This is a genomic window from Pseudomonas sp. KnCO4, assembly GCF_045344305.1.
Lineage (GTDB): Bacteria > Pseudomonadota > Gammaproteobacteria > Pseudomonadales > Pseudomonadaceae > Aquipseudomonas > Aquipseudomonas anuradhapurensis.
The window spans coordinates 4,823,324-4,837,570 of sequence record NZ_CP174199.1; the positions used below are offsets into that span (position 1 = coordinate 4,823,324).

The 14,247-nt window shown below is 62.9% G+C and carries 13 protein-coding genes; 4 read left to right on the top strand and 9 right to left on the bottom strand.

The window, feature by feature from the left end; translation table 11 throughout:
• Positions 1-275 precede the first annotated feature (275 nt).
• Both ACJA3S_RS22335 and ACJA3S_RS22340 read left to right on the top strand, forming a co-directional pair.
• A complete protein-coding gene (locus tag ACJA3S_RS22335; protein WP_406820018.1) occupies positions 276-518 on the top strand; it encodes a hypothetical protein in 243 nt (80 codons plus the stop codon).
• Between the two features lie 95 nt (positions 519-613).
• A complete protein-coding gene (locus ACJA3S_RS22340; RefSeq protein WP_186686664.1) occupies positions 614-877 on the top strand; it encodes a DUF3077 domain-containing protein in 264 nt (87 codons plus the stop codon).
• A 68-nt stretch (positions 878-945) separates the two neighbouring features.
• Here ACJA3S_RS22340 and ACJA3S_RS22345 read toward each other — a convergent pair whose 3' ends face one another.
• The 5 genes from ACJA3S_RS22345 to ACJA3S_RS22365 form a co-directional block, all read right to left on the bottom strand.
• Entirely contained in the window at positions 946-1,506 is a 561-nt protein-coding gene (locus tag ACJA3S_RS22345) for a hypothetical protein (RefSeq protein WP_406820019.1), read from the bottom strand.
• A gap of 185 nt (positions 1,507-1,691) precedes the next feature.
• On the bottom strand, positions 1,692-4,085 hold the full coding sequence (locus ACJA3S_RS22350) for a TonB-dependent siderophore receptor (protein WP_406820020.1): 2,394 nt from the start codon (positions 4,083-4,085) through the stop codon (positions 1,692-1,694).
• Positions 4,086-4,283: 198 nt separating this feature from the next.
• Positions 4,284-5,675 (bottom strand): GABA permease, encoded by a 1,392-nt coding sequence (gene gabP, locus ACJA3S_RS22355; RefSeq protein ID WP_406820021.1) that lies wholly within the window; start codon positions 5,673-5,675, stop codon positions 4,284-4,286.
• Positions 5,676-6,067: 392 nt separating this feature from the next.
• Positions 6,068-7,423, bottom strand: coding sequence for a glucarate dehydratase (gene gudD, locus ACJA3S_RS22360; protein ID WP_406820022.1), 1,356 nt, complete (start codon positions 7,421-7,423; stop codon positions 6,068-6,070).
• A gap of 19 nt (positions 7,424-7,442) precedes the next feature.
• A complete protein-coding gene (locus tag ACJA3S_RS22365; RefSeq protein WP_406820023.1) occupies positions 7,443-8,795 on the bottom strand; it encodes an MFS transporter in 1,353 nt (450 codons plus the stop codon).
• Positions 8,796-9,056: 261 nt separating this feature from the next.
• Between ACJA3S_RS22365 and ACJA3S_RS22370 the strand changes: the two genes are divergently transcribed.
• Positions 9,057-9,764 (top strand): FadR/GntR family transcriptional regulator, encoded by a 708-nt coding sequence (locus ACJA3S_RS22370; RefSeq protein WP_406820024.1) that lies wholly within the window; start codon positions 9,057-9,059, stop codon positions 9,762-9,764.
• 143 nt (positions 9,765-9,907) lie between these two features.
• Here ACJA3S_RS22370 and ACJA3S_RS22375 read toward each other — a convergent pair whose 3' ends face one another.
• From ACJA3S_RS22375 to ACJA3S_RS22390, 4 genes are all read right to left on the bottom strand, one after another.
• Positions 9,908-10,918 carry an NAD(P)-dependent alcohol dehydrogenase gene (locus ACJA3S_RS22375; RefSeq protein WP_406820025.1) on the bottom strand — a complete coding sequence of 337 codons (1,011 nt, stop codon included), beginning with the start codon at positions 10,916-10,918 and terminating at the stop codon, positions 9,908-9,910.
• 161 nt (positions 10,919-11,079) lie between these two features.
• Positions 11,080-11,670, bottom strand: a complete 591-nt coding sequence (locus ACJA3S_RS22380) for an HAD family hydrolase (protein WP_170032800.1) — start codon at positions 11,668-11,670, stop codon at positions 11,080-11,082.
• Positions 11,667-12,536: an acyl-CoA thioesterase II gene (tesB, locus tag ACJA3S_RS22385; protein WP_406820026.1), complete on the bottom strand. Its 870-nt coding sequence runs from the start codon at positions 12,534-12,536 to the stop codon at positions 11,667-11,669. Before tesB ends, ACJA3S_RS22380 begins: the two co-directional genes overlap by 4 nt.
• Before the next feature lie 95 nt (positions 12,537-12,631).
• A complete protein-coding gene (locus ACJA3S_RS22390) occupies positions 12,632-13,201 on the bottom strand; it encodes a GNAT family N-acetyltransferase (protein ID WP_406820027.1) in 570 nt (189 codons plus the stop codon).
• A 182-nt stretch (positions 13,202-13,383) separates the two neighbouring features.
• Between ACJA3S_RS22390 and ACJA3S_RS22395 the strand changes: the two genes are divergently transcribed.
• Positions 13,384-14,070 carry a histidine phosphatase family protein gene (locus ACJA3S_RS22395; RefSeq protein WP_406820028.1) on the top strand — a complete coding sequence of 229 codons (687 nt, stop codon included), beginning with the start codon at positions 13,384-13,386 and terminating at the stop codon, positions 14,068-14,070.
• The last annotated feature ends 177 nt before the right edge of the window (positions 14,071-14,247 follow it).

Here is a 14,247-nt window from a genome sequence, read left to right on the forward strand (position 1 = left end):
ACTCCCAGCGCCTGTTTTCCGTTGCAGGTGCTGGATGCGGGCTCTAGTCTCGGCGTGTCGTTGCCCTCCAACGACCGGGTTTAGCCGCCCGACATCGTCAGACACTACAGCCGTGCAATCCCGAGCAATCGGCATTGGCGCCTTATGGCGGCTGTGCGTGGGGCACCTTCGGGTGCGCCGGGTGCCTGACGTCCCGGTCGGCTAACCCGCGTACAGCTGCCACCCTACTGTTTAGCCGCGGCGGGTGGTCGCTTCACTACGACAGGAGCCACACCATGCTTAAGATCGTCCCCGATCCACCCCATTACCTCCATTCCCTGGAAGATACCCTCATGCTGGCCTCGGACTACGCGCTCTGTGCAGAAGCGGTAGCCCAGCAGGCAGTACTGATGCAGCCGAGATCGCCGGTATCGCTATTGATCACGGCATCGATGCACGAGCTTGAAGCCTTGCGCAAACTGCTCGACTCAGCGCTGGCGCAGATCCAAAAGCCAGCGCACCCGCAGCAAGTGCACTGATTAGCCAATGGGCCGGCTGGCGCCAAACGCGTGGGAGCCCGGCTTGCCGGCGATAGCGCCAGCCCAGGCATCTAACACACCAGGGAAATCGCTCAATGGCTACCGAAGACGACAAATGCACTGTCGGTAAAACCATCTTCTACCAAGGTGAAAACCAGACCCACCCACTGTTCCGCATCGAGCCCGGCATCCCCTGCCAGAACGCCCGCGAGCAAGCCTCGGAACTGATGGGCTATGCGCGGGACCTGACGATCGAGGGTTTGATGGAAGACAAACCGAAGCTGATCTGGGCCGCGCACTACCTGTGCGCCTTGGGCAAGGCGCTGCTGGATGATGCCGAACTGGGCATGATGCGCTGAACACCGCACGGCCCTGCTAGGGGTGCAGGGCCATCCTCGGAAACAGCCTCAACCGAGTCGGTCCGCCACTATGAAGCGCTAGTCTCCAGCGTACCGGCGCTGCTGGCGACCACCAGCGCGACGATACAAGCCAGCAAAGCGAAGGCCGTGAACACCGCCAACACATGCATGCATGGCATGACATGGTTCCAGGCACGAGCTACCCCCAGGAAAGCGGCAAACAGCCAACCACTCATGGAGAACGCACCCAGGAGTGCCAGACGGCCACGGTCCGAACGTGGCAACAGGACGAAAAGCGCTTTTTGCAACAACGGGAAGCCGATGCGATGCAAAAGACCGCCGTTCAGCGTCAGCAGCGTGACGACGGCAACCTTGGCCCAGAGTTTCTGGTTGAGCAAGTAGGCCGTGCCCTCAAGAAGATACCCCTGAAGTACCAACAGCAGACCGCTGCCCCAAAGGGCCAGTAATGCGAGGGTGGCAATTTTCCTGGTTTCTTCCAGGTACTCTTGCTTTGCCTGGTCCAGCGCTTCTTTGCGCCAGCTCCAAAGCTTGTGATCGGCAAGCAATACCCTGCCCAGGGCGATACAGGTGGCGATCAGGTGAACGTACACGAGGAGCATCTTCAGCATTCTTTCGACCTTGTTTTTATAGGGACAAATGCGCTCCTTGCGACATGAATGTTAATGATACTGATTAACTGTTGCAACATTATGTTGCAAAGTCATCACCTCGCTCACCCTCGCTGCGATACTCCGAATTTTACTGGCGGACGCCCGGTATCCCGGCGTTGGGCCGGGATACCGCGCCCTCAGCCTTACCAGCTATAACTCAGCTTGGCCGTCACCTCCCGCCCCGGGTTGTAGTAGTTCGCTGTCCCCGAGCCCACCACATGCTGCTCGTCAAACAGGTTGCTGACGTTAAGTGCCAAGTCAGTCCCCTTGGCGATCTGGTAATTCAGCGCAGCGTCGAACAACGTAGTGCCATCGCTCTTCTTGGTGTTGGCCGCGTCCATATAGTAGGCCCCCACATAGCGCGCCCCGAGGCCAACGCTCACATCGGTGCCCGGGATGCTGTAGTAGCCCCACAAGGACCCCGAGTGCTTCGGCGCCGTGGCGAATTCGTTGCCCTTGAGCGAAGACCCGTCATACAACGCCCCGCGCAGCACCTCGGACTGCATGTACGAGTAGGCGCCAATCACGCTGAAGTCCTGGGTGACCTGCGCCTTGGCTTCCAGGTCCAGGCCGCGCACGCGCGACTCGCCCACTGTCTGTTGCTCGATGATGCCGCTGGGCAGTACCACGGCGATGGTGACGTTCTCCTGGGTGAGGTCATACACCGCCGCCGAGAACAACGCGTCCATCCCCATCGGCGAATACTTCACGCCCACTTCGTACTGCTTGCCCGTTTGCGGTGTAACGCCAACCTGTGGCGGCGATACGGATTCCACCATGCTCACATAGGTGGAAACCTCGTCGTTGACGATGTAGGTCAGCGCAGCCCGGTAGGAGGTTTCCGAGAAGTTGTCCTTCTCTTCCTGGACACCACCGACGTATTCCTTGCTCGACAGCTCCATCGAGTCATTGCGCACGCCGGCAGTGGCGATCACGCGGTCGTAGAACGACAGGTTCTGCTGCAGGAAAACCGCCTTGGTAGTGGCATCGTTCTTCTGCCGGGTATAGGGCGTAAGGCCGCCCGGTACGCCGGTGAATACCGGGTTGGCAATGTCGATGGAGGGCGCCAGGCCGTAGATCGAGCTTTGTCTGGTAGTCGAATCGAGGTACTCCACACCGACCAACGTGCTGCTGTCGACATGCTCGAACTGCGCATCGTATTGCAGCATCAGGTTACCGTTGAGCTGGTCGGCATCGCTGTCAGTGCCGAACACGTAACGCGGAATGACGGTGCCAACCCGCGCGGGGCTGTCGCTCAGGTAGGCGTAGCCGAAGTCATCGGTCAGCTCGCTGTAGCGCAGGTTGCTGCGCAGCACAAAGCCATTGTCGAAGTCGTGGGTGATGTTGCCGCTGAGGCTGGTGCGCTCCACGTCATGGAAGTTGTAGCCTGGCTCACCATAGAAATCGCTGCGGTCGTATTCCTTGTCCAGTGGATAACCACCGCTGTTCGGCGAACTGTTGGTTTTCAGGTAGTCCACGATCATCGTGGCCGAGGTGTAGTCGGTAGGCGCCCAGGTCAGGCCGCCCATGACGAAGCGGTTGTCGTCCTGGGAGTGGTCATACTCTCGGTCGCTGTTCTGCAGCTTGGCGGTGAAGCGCCCGGCCAAGGTCTTTTCCTCGTTGAGTGCATCGCCGACATCGATGCCGGTTTCGGCATGGTCGAACGAGCCGTATGTCACGTAGCCCTGGCCAAACTGCTCGAAACGCGGCTGCTTGCTGACGAAGTTGACCGAGCCGCCCGGGTCTGCCGGGCCAAACAGCGTGGAGTTGGCGCCGCGCAATACCTCGATGCGCTCGTAAGCGTAAGGGTCTTCCCGCACACCCCGCATCGAGCTCAAGGTCAGGCCGTCACGGTAGGTGGTGGCCTGGAAACCACGGATCAGAAAGTAGTCGTTGCGGTCGTCCGAACCGTAGTAGTCGCTGACTACCCCCGGCGTATATTGCAACGCTTCTTCCGTGGTGCTGACGCTGCGCTGTTGCATTTCCTTGCTGGTCACCACAGACACGGAAGCGGGCGTATTGAGGATGCTGGTGGCCACCTTGCCGCCCACCCACAGCTCCTTGGCGACCACCGAGTTGCTGTCATCGTCGGCGCTGGCCTTTACCTTGGCGTTGATGATCACCGGTGCCAGGCGGTAGTCCTCGCTGGCGCCAAGCTCCAGCGGGCCGGCAGGCGCGGGTTGTGGCGCCACGAAATAGGCGCCCGGTCCTTGTTGCTCCGCCTGAAGCTGGGTGCCCTGTAGCAGTGACGAGAGTGCAGCCGAGGTGCCCAGCGTCCCCTGCACCCCAGTAGTGCTGCGGTTGGCCACGGCTTGTGCATCGAAGGACAGGCTGACACCTGCCTGGCGGGCAAAGCGGTCAAGCGCTGGCGCCAGCGGGCCAGCAGGAATATTCCACTGCTGTAGCTGGCTGTCGGGCTCGGACGTTGCAGATTGCGCCAGCGCAGGTAGCGCACAATTGCTGACAACCAGGCCCAGGAAAACACCGTGCAAAGCGCGGCTCAAGGGATGGCGCTGTGGAACCGGGGTCGAACTCATTTTCTCGCTCCGTAGAGGGATCGGCAGACTGGCCTGTATTCCGGCCTTCCCTACATGCCGAACGAGAATGAGAAATCACCTCATTTATTTTCAAGATTGTCTCGCCTGCGGTGAGACTTTTTTTGGTGGCGACAAACCTGCAAAAAACAAAGGGCACCATCCACTGGTGCCCTTTGCCTTACCGCCAGGTGAACCCAATCACCCCATCGAACGCACCCCTACGGGTTGCGCGTGGCCTCGCGAAGTGACGATCCCAAGGAAGGAAATCACGATCGCCAGGCCCAACGTCGAGCTGACTTCCGCCCGGTGTTCAGGCGTAAACATCATCACTGCCAGTGCCCCGCCAATGAACAGGATCACCGCCCAGGTCAGGTACGGGAACAGCCACATGCGGAACTTCAGTTCGGTGTTCTCGCGCTCCAGGCGGCGGCGCATGCGCAGCTGGGAAATGGCGATGACCAGGTACACCAGCAAGGCGATGGCACCGGAGCTGGCCAGCAGGAACTCGAACACGCCCTTCGGCGCGAAGTAGTTGAGGACAGCGATGGCCGCGCCGATCAGGGTGCTGCCGAATACTGCGGCACGCGGCACGCCGACCTTGGAGGTCTTGTTGAGCATGGCCGGCGCGTCACCACGCTTGGCCAGCGAATACATCATCCGCGAGGCGATGTAGATCGACGAGTTCATGCAGCTGGTCACCGCCACCAGCACCACCAGGTCGACCATGAAGGCCGCGTTGGGGATGTTCATGATCTCCAGTGCGCGCTGGTACGAGCCCACCACGGCCAGTTGCGGGTCGTTCCACGGCACCACCGAAATGATCACGAAGATCGACAGGATGTAGAAGGTGCTGATGCGCCAGATCACCGAGCGGGTGGCCTTGGCGATGTTGCGCGACGGGTCGCTGGACTCGGAGGCGGCGATGGTCACCGCCTCGGTACCGATGAAGCTGAACATCACGGTAATGAACGCGCCAACCACCGCCGACCAGCCCTTCGGTGCGAAGCCGCCATGCTCGGCCATCAGGCTGCTCAGGCCGCTGACTTCGCGGTTGGGCAACCAGCCCATCAGCGCAGCGAAGCCCAGGCCGATGAAACCGAGAATGGCAGTGACCTTGAGGATCGCGAACCAGAACTCGAACTCGCCGTACTTGGCCACGCTGAACAGGTTGGTGCCGGCCAGCAGCAACACCGAGGCCAGGGCGAAGATCCAGCTGTCCACCTGCGGGAACCAGGCATTCAGTACATGCCCGGCGGCCAGCGCTTCGATGGGAATCACCAGTACCCAGAACCACCAGTACAGCCAGCCGATGGTATAGCCGGCCCAGCGGCCGATGGCCTGGTCGGCATAGGTTGAAAACGAACCGGTGTCGGGGTGTGCAACGGCCATTTCGCCGAGCATGCGCATGACCAGCACCACCAGGGCCCCGGCCACGAAATAGGAGAGTATGGTAGCTGGCCCGGCTGCCGCGATGGCATGGCCAGAGCCGACGAAAAGTCCGGCGCCGATGATGCCGGCAATGGACAGCATCGTTACATGACGAGGCTTGAAACCTTGGGCAAGGTTGCCATCAGATCCCACGGTGTTCATTGATGTTGTTCTCTTTTTGCTGACACAAGGAAGGACGGGCAGGCGTAGGCGAAAATATCTCCTTTGAAATCAATAAGTCGACACATTACTCGCGCACTGTTGTTGATATTTGGCACGCGTCACAGAGCAGGTGTCCGCATAGGTCGGGGTTCATTTAAGCCGCGCAGGGCTGTGGGAAATTACACGAGAACGCCCCGGAACTGTTCGATCACGACAGGCCGTTTTCACCAGCGCCAGATTTTGCCAATGGCGTGTCCGCTGGCGACAACGGCCAATCCGCGGCTTTTGTTTCTTCATCTGGATGTGTGCTGCCATGGCCAGCCACGTTCAGCATCAACAAAAAAGCCCCGGTTTACCGGGGCCCCATTTGCTACATCTGGCCTGTACCCGCCTCAGCGCACCAGGCAAGGCCGCTTGTTATCAAAGCGCCAGCCAGGAATCAGGAACTGCATCGCCACGCTGTCATCGCGCGCGCCCAGGCCCATGTTGCGGTAGCACTCATGGGCCTTGGCCAATTGCGCTTCATCCAGCTCCACCCCCAGCCCTGGCCGCGCCGGCACACGCACATGGCCATCGACGATGCGCAGCGGCTCGCGGGTCAGCCACTGGCCGTCCTGCCAGATCCAGTGGGTATCGATTGCGGTGATCTCGCCCGGCGCTGCCGCCGCCACCTGAGTGAACATCGCCAGCGAAATATCGAAGTGGTTGTTGGAGTGCGACCCCCAGGTCAGCCCCCAGTCGTTGCACATCTGCGCCACCCGTACCGAGCCCTGCAAGGTCCAGAAATGCGGGTCGGCCAAGGGAATGTCGACCGCCTGTGACTGGATCGCATGGCCCATCTGCCGCCAGTCGGTGGCGATCATGTTGGTCGCCGTGGGCAAGCCGGTAGCGCGGCGGAACTCGGCCATCACCTCACGGCCCGAATAACCGTCCTCGGCACCACACGGGTCCTCGGCGTAAGCCAGCACAGCGTGCTTGTCACGGCACAGGGCAATAGCCTGCTGCAACGACCAGGCGCCGTTCGGGTCTAGAGTGATGCGCGCTTGCGGGAAGCGTTCGGCCAGGGCCGTCACCGCTTCCATTTCCTCCTCGCCACGCAGCACCCCGCCCTTGAGCTTGAAGTCGCTGAAGCCGTAGCGCGCCTCGGCGGCCTCGGCCAGGCGCACCACCGCGTCGGGGCTCAGCGCTGTTTCGTGGCGCAGGCGAAACCAGTCATCGTCGCTGTCGGCTTCGTTGCGGTAGGCCAGGTCGGTCTGCTTGCGGTCGCCGATGTAGAACAGGTAGCCAAGCATCTTCACCGCATCGCGTTGCTGCCCTTCGCCCAGCAGTGCCGCCATCGGCACGTTCAGGTGCTGGCCGAGCAGGTCGAGCAGCGCCGACTCCATGGCGGTCACCGCATGCACGGTAATGCGCAGGTCGAAGGTCTGCAGGCCACGCCCGGCCGAATCGCGGGCAGCGAAGGTCTGGCGCATGGCATTGAGCACGCGCTGGTAATGGCCGATCGGCTGGCCAAGCACCAGGCTGCGGGCGTCTTCCAGGGTCTGGCGAATCTTTTCGCCACCGGGCACTTCGCCCAGGCCGGTATTGCCAGCGCTGTCGCGCAATATCACCACGTTACGGGTGAAGAACGGGCCATGCGCGCCACTGAGGTTGAGCAGCATGCTGTCATGGCCGGCGACGGGGACGACGCGCAGGTCGGTGACCACCGGGGTGTCGGTGTGGATGGCGGGGGTTGTCTGCAGGTTCATGGTTGTTGTCTCGCAGTCATCAGTGGCTCTGGCCCAAGGCCGAAGGGGCCTTGAGGTCGTCGGAAGGGGCGCCCTTCGGGCGCGTGCGTATGAAGAACACGGCAATCGCGGCCAGCACCGAGGTCACCGCCAGGCCGTACAAGCCGCCCTGGATCGACCCGGTCTGCTGCTCCAGTAGGCCGAAGGTGGTGGGGGCGACGAAGCCACCGAGGTTGCCGATCGAGTTGATCAGGGCGATCACCGCTGCGGCGATGCGTGCATCCAGGTAACCCTGCGGGATCGGCCAGAACAGCGAAGACGCCGACTTGAAACCAATCGCCGCGAAGCACACCGCAACAAAGGCGAACACCGGCCCGCCGGTGGTGGACATGAACATGCCGATGGCTGCGACCACCAGCGCCCCCGCTACCCAGGCCTGCTGGAACTTCCAGCGCGCGGAGCCGGCGGCGAAGGCATACATGGCCAGGATCGAGATCAGCCAGGGGATCGAGTTGAACAAACCGACCTGCAGGTCGCTGAGGTCGCCCATGCGCTTGATGATGCTCGGCAGCCAGAAGGTGGCGGCGTAGATGGTCAGCTGGATGCAGAAGTAGATCAGGCAGAACAGCAGGATCTGGCGGTCCTTGAGCAGGCTCCAGGTCGATGGCTTGTCCGCTGCAACGGCTTCGCGTTCACGCTGCTCGCGATCGATGGTGGCCACCAGCGCGTCCTGCTCGGCCTGGCTCAGCCACTTGGCATCCTGTGGCCTGGAATCGAGCCAGAAGAACACGAAGAAACACAGCGCCACCGAGGCCATGCCTTCGATGAACAGCATCCATTGCCAGCCATGCATGCCCAGGCCCTGAAGCTGCATCAGCGCCCCGGCCAGCGGCCCGGAAATCAGCGAGGCCAGCGCCGAACCACTGAGGAAGATGGCAATTGCCTTGCCACGCTCGGCGGCAGGCAGCCAGCGGGTGAAGTAGTAGATTACCCCGGGGAAAAAGCCCGCTTCGGCCACGCCGAGCAGAAAGCGCAGCACGTAGAACTGGGTTTCGTTCTGCACGAAGGCCATGGCCGTGGCCACCAGTCCCCAGGTGAACATGATGCGGGTCAGCCACAGGCGCGCGCCGACCTTTTGCAGCAGCATGTTCGAAGGCACCTCGAACAACGCATAGCCGATGAAGAACAACCCGGCGCCAAAGCCATACGCCGCGGCACTGATGCCCAGGTCGCTTTCCAGATGCGGGCGGACAAAGCCGATGTTGACGCGGTCGAGGTAGTTGACGATGAACATGATGACGAACAGCGGCAGGACGTGGCGTTTGACCTTGGCCACGGCGCTGGCCAGCGCGTCGCCGTCAGTCCGGGTCGATGGAGCGAGGGTATCGTTCACTTGCGGATCTCCCACTAATTGTTTTTGTGCGGGGCGGAGTTGTCTGACATGGCAGTGGGAGGGAGCATATGCGCGGCGCAGTTGTACGACAAGCTCAACAATGTCGTCAAAATTGCAAAATACAAGCTGTCAAAATGGAAAATTGTCGAAAACGTGCAGGAATAGCCACGCTATGGAACGTCTGGAGCGTGGCAAAAATCAGCAAAAAATATTTCTATCGATTAACTTGTCATACAAGCACTGACAGCAACGGATCACATCATGGAACCCGAACGCGTACGCAAATACGGCCACAGCCGAGCCCACGACCTGGTCTCCAGCCTGACCCAGCAGATTTTGCTGGGCACCTTCAAGCCAGGCGACAAACTGCCCTCGGAGAACACCTTGGTACGCGAACACGGGGTCAGCCGCACCGTTGTCCGCGAAGCCTTGTCGAAACTGCAAGCATCGGGGCTGGTGGAACCACGCCACGGTATCGGGACCTTCGTGATGGAGCGCCAGGCCCAGGCTGGCCTGCGCATCGCGGCGGAAAGCGCGGCAAATGTGCGCGACCTGCTGGAGCTGCGCATTGGCCTGGAAGGCCAGGCTGCCGCCCTGGCCGCGCTGCGCCGTGATGATGGGCACCTGGCACGCATGCGCCAGGCGCTGGATGACTACCAGGACCTGGCCGCCGCGGGCGACAGCTGCATCGAGGCCGATCGGCGCTTTCACCTGTTGATTGCCGAGGCCACCGGCAACCTGTACTTCACCGAGATGCTGCTGCAACTGGGCAATGGCCTGATCCCGCGCAACCGCATGGCGTTGGCTGAGCGCAGCGGGGCGAAGCTGGCGCGGCAAGCGTACCTGGCCAACCTCGAGCATGAGGCGATCCTCAATGCGATTCGCCGGCGAGACCCGGACGCGGCACGGGCGGCCATTTGCCTGCACCTGTCCAATAGCCGCGATCGCCTGCTGCCCGAACAGGCCTGACCCTCTCCGGTAGACGCGGCCTTGCGTCGCGACAGGGCCGCAAAGCGGCCGCCGGTTTTCAGCTTGTGTGCGCAAGCCGAGGGGCTGCTACGCAGCCCATCGCGACGCAAGGCCGCTCCTGCACGAAGCCCTTGCAGGCGTAGTTACCAGGTCAGGCAGATCTTGCCGAAATGCCGGTTGCTCTCCTGGTAGCGGAACGCCTCGACGATCTGTTCCAGCTCGAAATGTTTGTCCACTACCGGCCGCAAACCATTGGCATCGATTGCCCGCACCATGGCCTGCTGCTGGGCGCGGCTGCCCACCAGCACGCCCTGCAGGCGAATCTGCCGCACCAGCGCCTGCACCAGCGGCAACTGCCCGGCCACGCCGGTGAGGATACCGATCAACGACACATGCCCACCGATGCGCGCGGCAATCATCGACTGCTCCAACGTCGCCGGGCCGCCCACTTCGATCACATGGTCGACGCCGCGGTTGCCGGTCAGCTCGCGCGCTTTCTCACCCCAGGCCGGGGTGCTCTTGTAGTTGATCAGGTGATCGGCCCCCAGGGCCTTCAAACGTTCGAGCTTGGCGTCGCTGGACGAGGTAGCGATCACCGTGGCGCCGGCGAGCTTGGCGAACTGCAGGGCGAAGATCGACACGCCGCCGGTACCTTGCACCAGCACCGTATCGCCGGGCTTGAGGTGGTCATCGCTCATCAGCGCGCGCCAGGCGGTGAGGCCGGCGGTGGTCAGGGTAGCGGCTTCGGCGTGGCTGAAGCCCTTGGGCGCCAGGGTGAAGGCGCTGGCACGGGCGGTGACCTGTTCGCGGGCATAACCATCGAGACCATCGCCAGGCACCCTGGCGAAACCCTCGACATTGGCCTGGCCATCCAGCCAGTCGGGGAAGAAGGTGCTGACCACACTGTCGCCGACCTGGAACTCGCTGACACCGCTCCCCACCGCGACCACTTCGCCTGCGCCATCGGCCATGGGAATGCGCCGCTCGCTCGGCCCCCACATGCCGCTGACCACCGCGAAGTCGTGGTAGTTGAGGGAGCTGGCGTGCAGGCGAACGGTGATCTCGCCGGCCTGGGGTGCGGGGGCCTCGCAGGTGCCGACTTCGACCTTGTCGTAGCCGCCGCCGGGTTGTACGTAGATGGCCTTGCTGGTCATGGGTGGGGTCTCCGTTCAGGGAAAAGAATGAGGTTCAGCATAGACAGGTCCGGCCCTGTCGCCGGCAAGCCAGCGCCCACAAGGGCGCCACTGGCCCTGAGAGCTGTGCAGTACCTGTGGCAGCGGGCTTGGCGGCGATAGGGCCAGCACTGCCAAGAAACTCAGCCCAGCATTACCTTCAAGGCCCGGCAATCGGCCGCATGCCAGTCCACCAGTTCCGGCCATGGGTTGTCCGGCAAGTTCACCAGCACCGTGCGCGCCCCTGCTGCACGCCCACAGTCCAGGTCGAACCGATAATCCCCCACCATCACCAGCTCATGGGGTGCCACACCCCAGGCACTGGCGATCTTCAACAAGCCGTCCGGGCTCGGCTTGGGCGCGGCTTCGTCGCGCCCGAGAATGTGCTCGACCGGGAAGCAGTCCGCCAGGCCGATGGCCTCCAGCGTCACATGCGCAAGCTCACGGGCATTGCGGGTCAGAATGCCCAATCGGCAACCCCGCTCGGCCAGCTCGCGCACCAGCTCCACCGCCCCGGTCGCCGCCCTGGAGGCAACCGCCAGGTCGCGCTCGTGCTCCAGCAGCCAGGCATGCTTGGCCGCCGCCTCGTCGGCCGGCAGGGCCGCCAGGTGGGTGAGGATGTCGTGCTCGGCCGGGATGTCCAGCGCCACGCGGATGGCGGCGAAGTCGTGCACGGCCACGGTCAGGGTGCCGTCCATGTCGAACACCCAGTTGCGGACCTCGCCCAGGCTCATGCCCAGTCCTTGCGATGGCGGATCAGGCCTTCCTGGCACGACGACGCCACCAGTTGCCCGGCCTGGTTGAAGATGTTGCCACGGCAGAAGCCACGGGCATTGCCCGCCCAGGGGCTGTCGGTAGCGTACAGCAGCCACTCATCGGCACGCAGGTTGCCGTGGAACCACAGCGAATGGTCGAGGCTGGCGATCTGCATGTCGCGTTGCCACACCGATTTGCCATGCGGCAGCAACGCAGTGGTCAACAGGCCGAAGTCCGAAGCATAGGCCAGCAGGTATTTGTGCAGGGCCGGAATGTCAGGCAGGTTGCCGTCGGCGCGGAACCAGGCGTACTTCACCGGGTCGCCGGGCTTGGGGTTGAACGGGTCGCGCTCGGTGACCGGGCGGATCTCGATCGGTTTGGCACACAGCACCTTGTCGCGGATGCGCTCGGGCAGTTGCTCGGCCATGGCCCGGGCCAGTTCGACTTCACTGGGCAGGTTCTCCGGGCCGACCACTTCAGGCATCGGTGCCTGGTGCTGGAAACCGTCCTCGTCGTACTGGAACGAGGCGCTGCAGGTGAAGATGGTCTGGCCCTTCTGGATCGCCGTCACCCGCCGGGTGCTGAAGCTACCGCCATCGCGCACGCGGTCCACCGAATACACCACCGGCAGGCTGGCATCGCCAGGGCGCAGGAAGTAACCGTGCAATGAATGAACATGGCGTGCGTCTTCGACCGTCTGGCTGGCTGCCGACAACGACTGGCCCAGCACTTGCCCACCATACAACTGGCGGAAGCCCAGGTCCTGGCTGCGTCCACGGAACAGGTTTTCCTCGATGGGTTCGAGGCTCAACAGGTCGACCAGGTCGTCCAACACATGACTCATCGGGGGTTCTCCTAGCAAGGCAACACATCTCTACAGCGCTGTTATGAGGGCAAATGATACAGGGTTTGTCATTGTTGCCGGGCATGGCCATGCATTCAGGCGCGCAGGGTCTGCTCCCAGTGAGCGCGGTCGATGCGGTACAGCACATGCGGGCGCAGCGGGTGGCCTACAGGCAGGCGGGGGTGCTGGAAACTGCCATGCAGGTCCTGCTGCATGCCGATGGCCTGCATGACCTTCTGTGACGGCAGGTTGCTCTCGCTAGTGAACGACACCACCTCTTCCAGGCGCAATTGGGCGAAAGCACAACGCAGGCAGGTCCACGCCGCTTCGCTGGCGAAACCCAGGCCCCAGTGGCGGCGTGCCAGGCGCCAGCCGATTTCCACCGCAGGTGTGAAATGGGCATCGAAGCCCACGTGCAACAGCCCGGTCATGCCAATGAACGCACCGCTGTCCTTGCGCTCCAGCGCCCACAGGCCGAAGCCGTATTCGTTGAAATGGCCGCGCACGCGGCCGATCAGCGCAGCCGCCTCCAGGCGTGTCAGCGGCGCCGGGAAGTAGCGCATCACCTGCGGGTCGGCGCACATCGCGGCGAACTCGCGCAGGTCTTCGTCGCGCCATTGGCGCAGCACCAGGCGTGCGCTTTCCAGTTGCAGGATGGGGGTCATGAGGCGTGCTCCGGTTTTACTGTCTTGCAGTTTACAGCGTAGGCGCGGGCGTGGCTTTCACCTAGCCGGTGCACACCCCGAATGCAATTTTCACATGGCCTTCACCGCCCCCCGACAGCCGGCCTGAGAGGATGCCGCCATTCACCGCCGCGCCAGGCGCGGCCATGCCAACGGAGCCATGCATGCTATCGAGCAACACCCTGGGGCACCCCGCCATCCACGCCCGGCGCAAGCGACGCCTGACCCGCAAAACCCTCGGCGCCGCACTTGGCCTGTGCATGGTCGTGGCGGCATTGACCACCTGGCTGGCGACGAGGACGCATATCGTGGACCTTGGCAACGGGCAACAACTGAGCGATAGCGGCCTGCTGCAGGACTGGGCCGACGGTGCGGTGATCGTGATGATTCGTCACGCCGAGCGCTGCGACAGCGCCCCCGGGCCATGCCTGGACGACCCCACCGGTATCACCGTGGCTGGCAGCCAGGCCGCCAGCCGGGTTGGCCAGGGGCTGCAGCAGTTGGGCCTGGCCGACGCCGACATGCTCAGCAGCCCGAAATTGCGCACGCGGCAGACTGCGCACTTCATTCTTGGCCAGGCGGTGGCCAGTGAGGACTGGCTGGAAGGGTGTGATAGCCAGTTCGCTCGGGAGGCGATGGCACGCAAGCGGCCCGGGCATAACCTGGTGCTGGTGACCCACAATGGTTGCATCGACCATTTTGCCCGCCAGCAAAAGGTGGTGGGTGGCGAGCGTGAAAGCGGGTATGCCAGCGCGCTGTTCGTCTCGGTGGATGGCAATGGCAAGGCGCGTATCCTCGGGCGCCTGAACGAGCCCGACTGGCAGCGGGTACTGTCCAGCATCGCGAAATAACACTGCGCACTTTGCTGTGCCCGGCCTGGTACCGCGAAACAACACTGCGCCCTCTGTTGTGCCCGGCCTGGTACCGCGAATTAACACTGCGTCCTTTGTTGTGCCCGGTCTGGTACCGCGAATTAACACTGCGCCCTTTGTTGTGCCCGGTCTGGTACCGCGAAATAACACTGCGCC

Bases quoted from the DNA above. Each gene is read 5' to 3' on its own strand.
- ACJA3S_RS22395 (WP_406820028.1), top strand. From the start codon at position 13,384: ATGCTATCGAGCAACACCCTGGGGCACCCCGCCATCCACGCCCGGCGC.
- gudD (WP_406820022.1), bottom strand. From the start codon at position 7,423: ATGAACCTGCAGACAACCCCCGCCATCCACACCGACACCCCGGTGGTC.
- ACJA3S_RS22350 (WP_406820020.1), bottom strand. From the start codon at position 4,085: ATGAGTTCGACCCCGGTTCCACAGCGCCATCCCTTGAGCCGCGCTTTG.
- ACJA3S_RS22375 (WP_406820025.1), bottom strand. From the start codon at position 10,918: ATGACCAGCAAGGCCATCTACGTACAACCCGGCGGCGGCTACGACAAG.
- ACJA3S_RS22340 (WP_186686664.1), top strand. From the start codon at position 614: ATGGCTACCGAAGACGACAAATGCACTGTCGGTAAAACCATCTTCTAC.
- ACJA3S_RS22335 (WP_406820018.1), top strand. From the start codon at position 276: ATGCTTAAGATCGTCCCCGATCCACCCCATTACCTCCATTCCCTGGAA.
- ACJA3S_RS22380 (WP_170032800.1), bottom strand. From the start codon at position 11,670: ATGAGCCTGGGCGAGGTCCGCAACTGGGTGTTCGACATGGACGGCACC.
- gabP (WP_406820021.1), bottom strand. From the start codon at position 5,675: ATGAACACCGTGGGATCTGATGGCAACCTTGCCCAAGGTTTCAAGCCT.
- tesB (WP_406820026.1), bottom strand. From the start codon at position 12,536: ATGAGTCATGTGTTGGACGACCTGGTCGACCTGTTGAGCCTCGAACCC.
- ACJA3S_RS22390 (WP_406820027.1), bottom strand. From the start codon at position 13,201: ATGACCCCCATCCTGCAACTGGAAAGCGCACGCCTGGTGCTGCGCCAA.
- ACJA3S_RS22345 (WP_406820019.1), bottom strand. From the start codon at position 1,506: ATGCTGAAGATGCTCCTCGTGTACGTTCACCTGATCGCCACCTGTATC.
- ACJA3S_RS22370 (WP_406820024.1), top strand. From the start codon at position 9,057: ATGGAACCCGAACGCGTACGCAAATACGGCCACAGCCGAGCCCACGAC.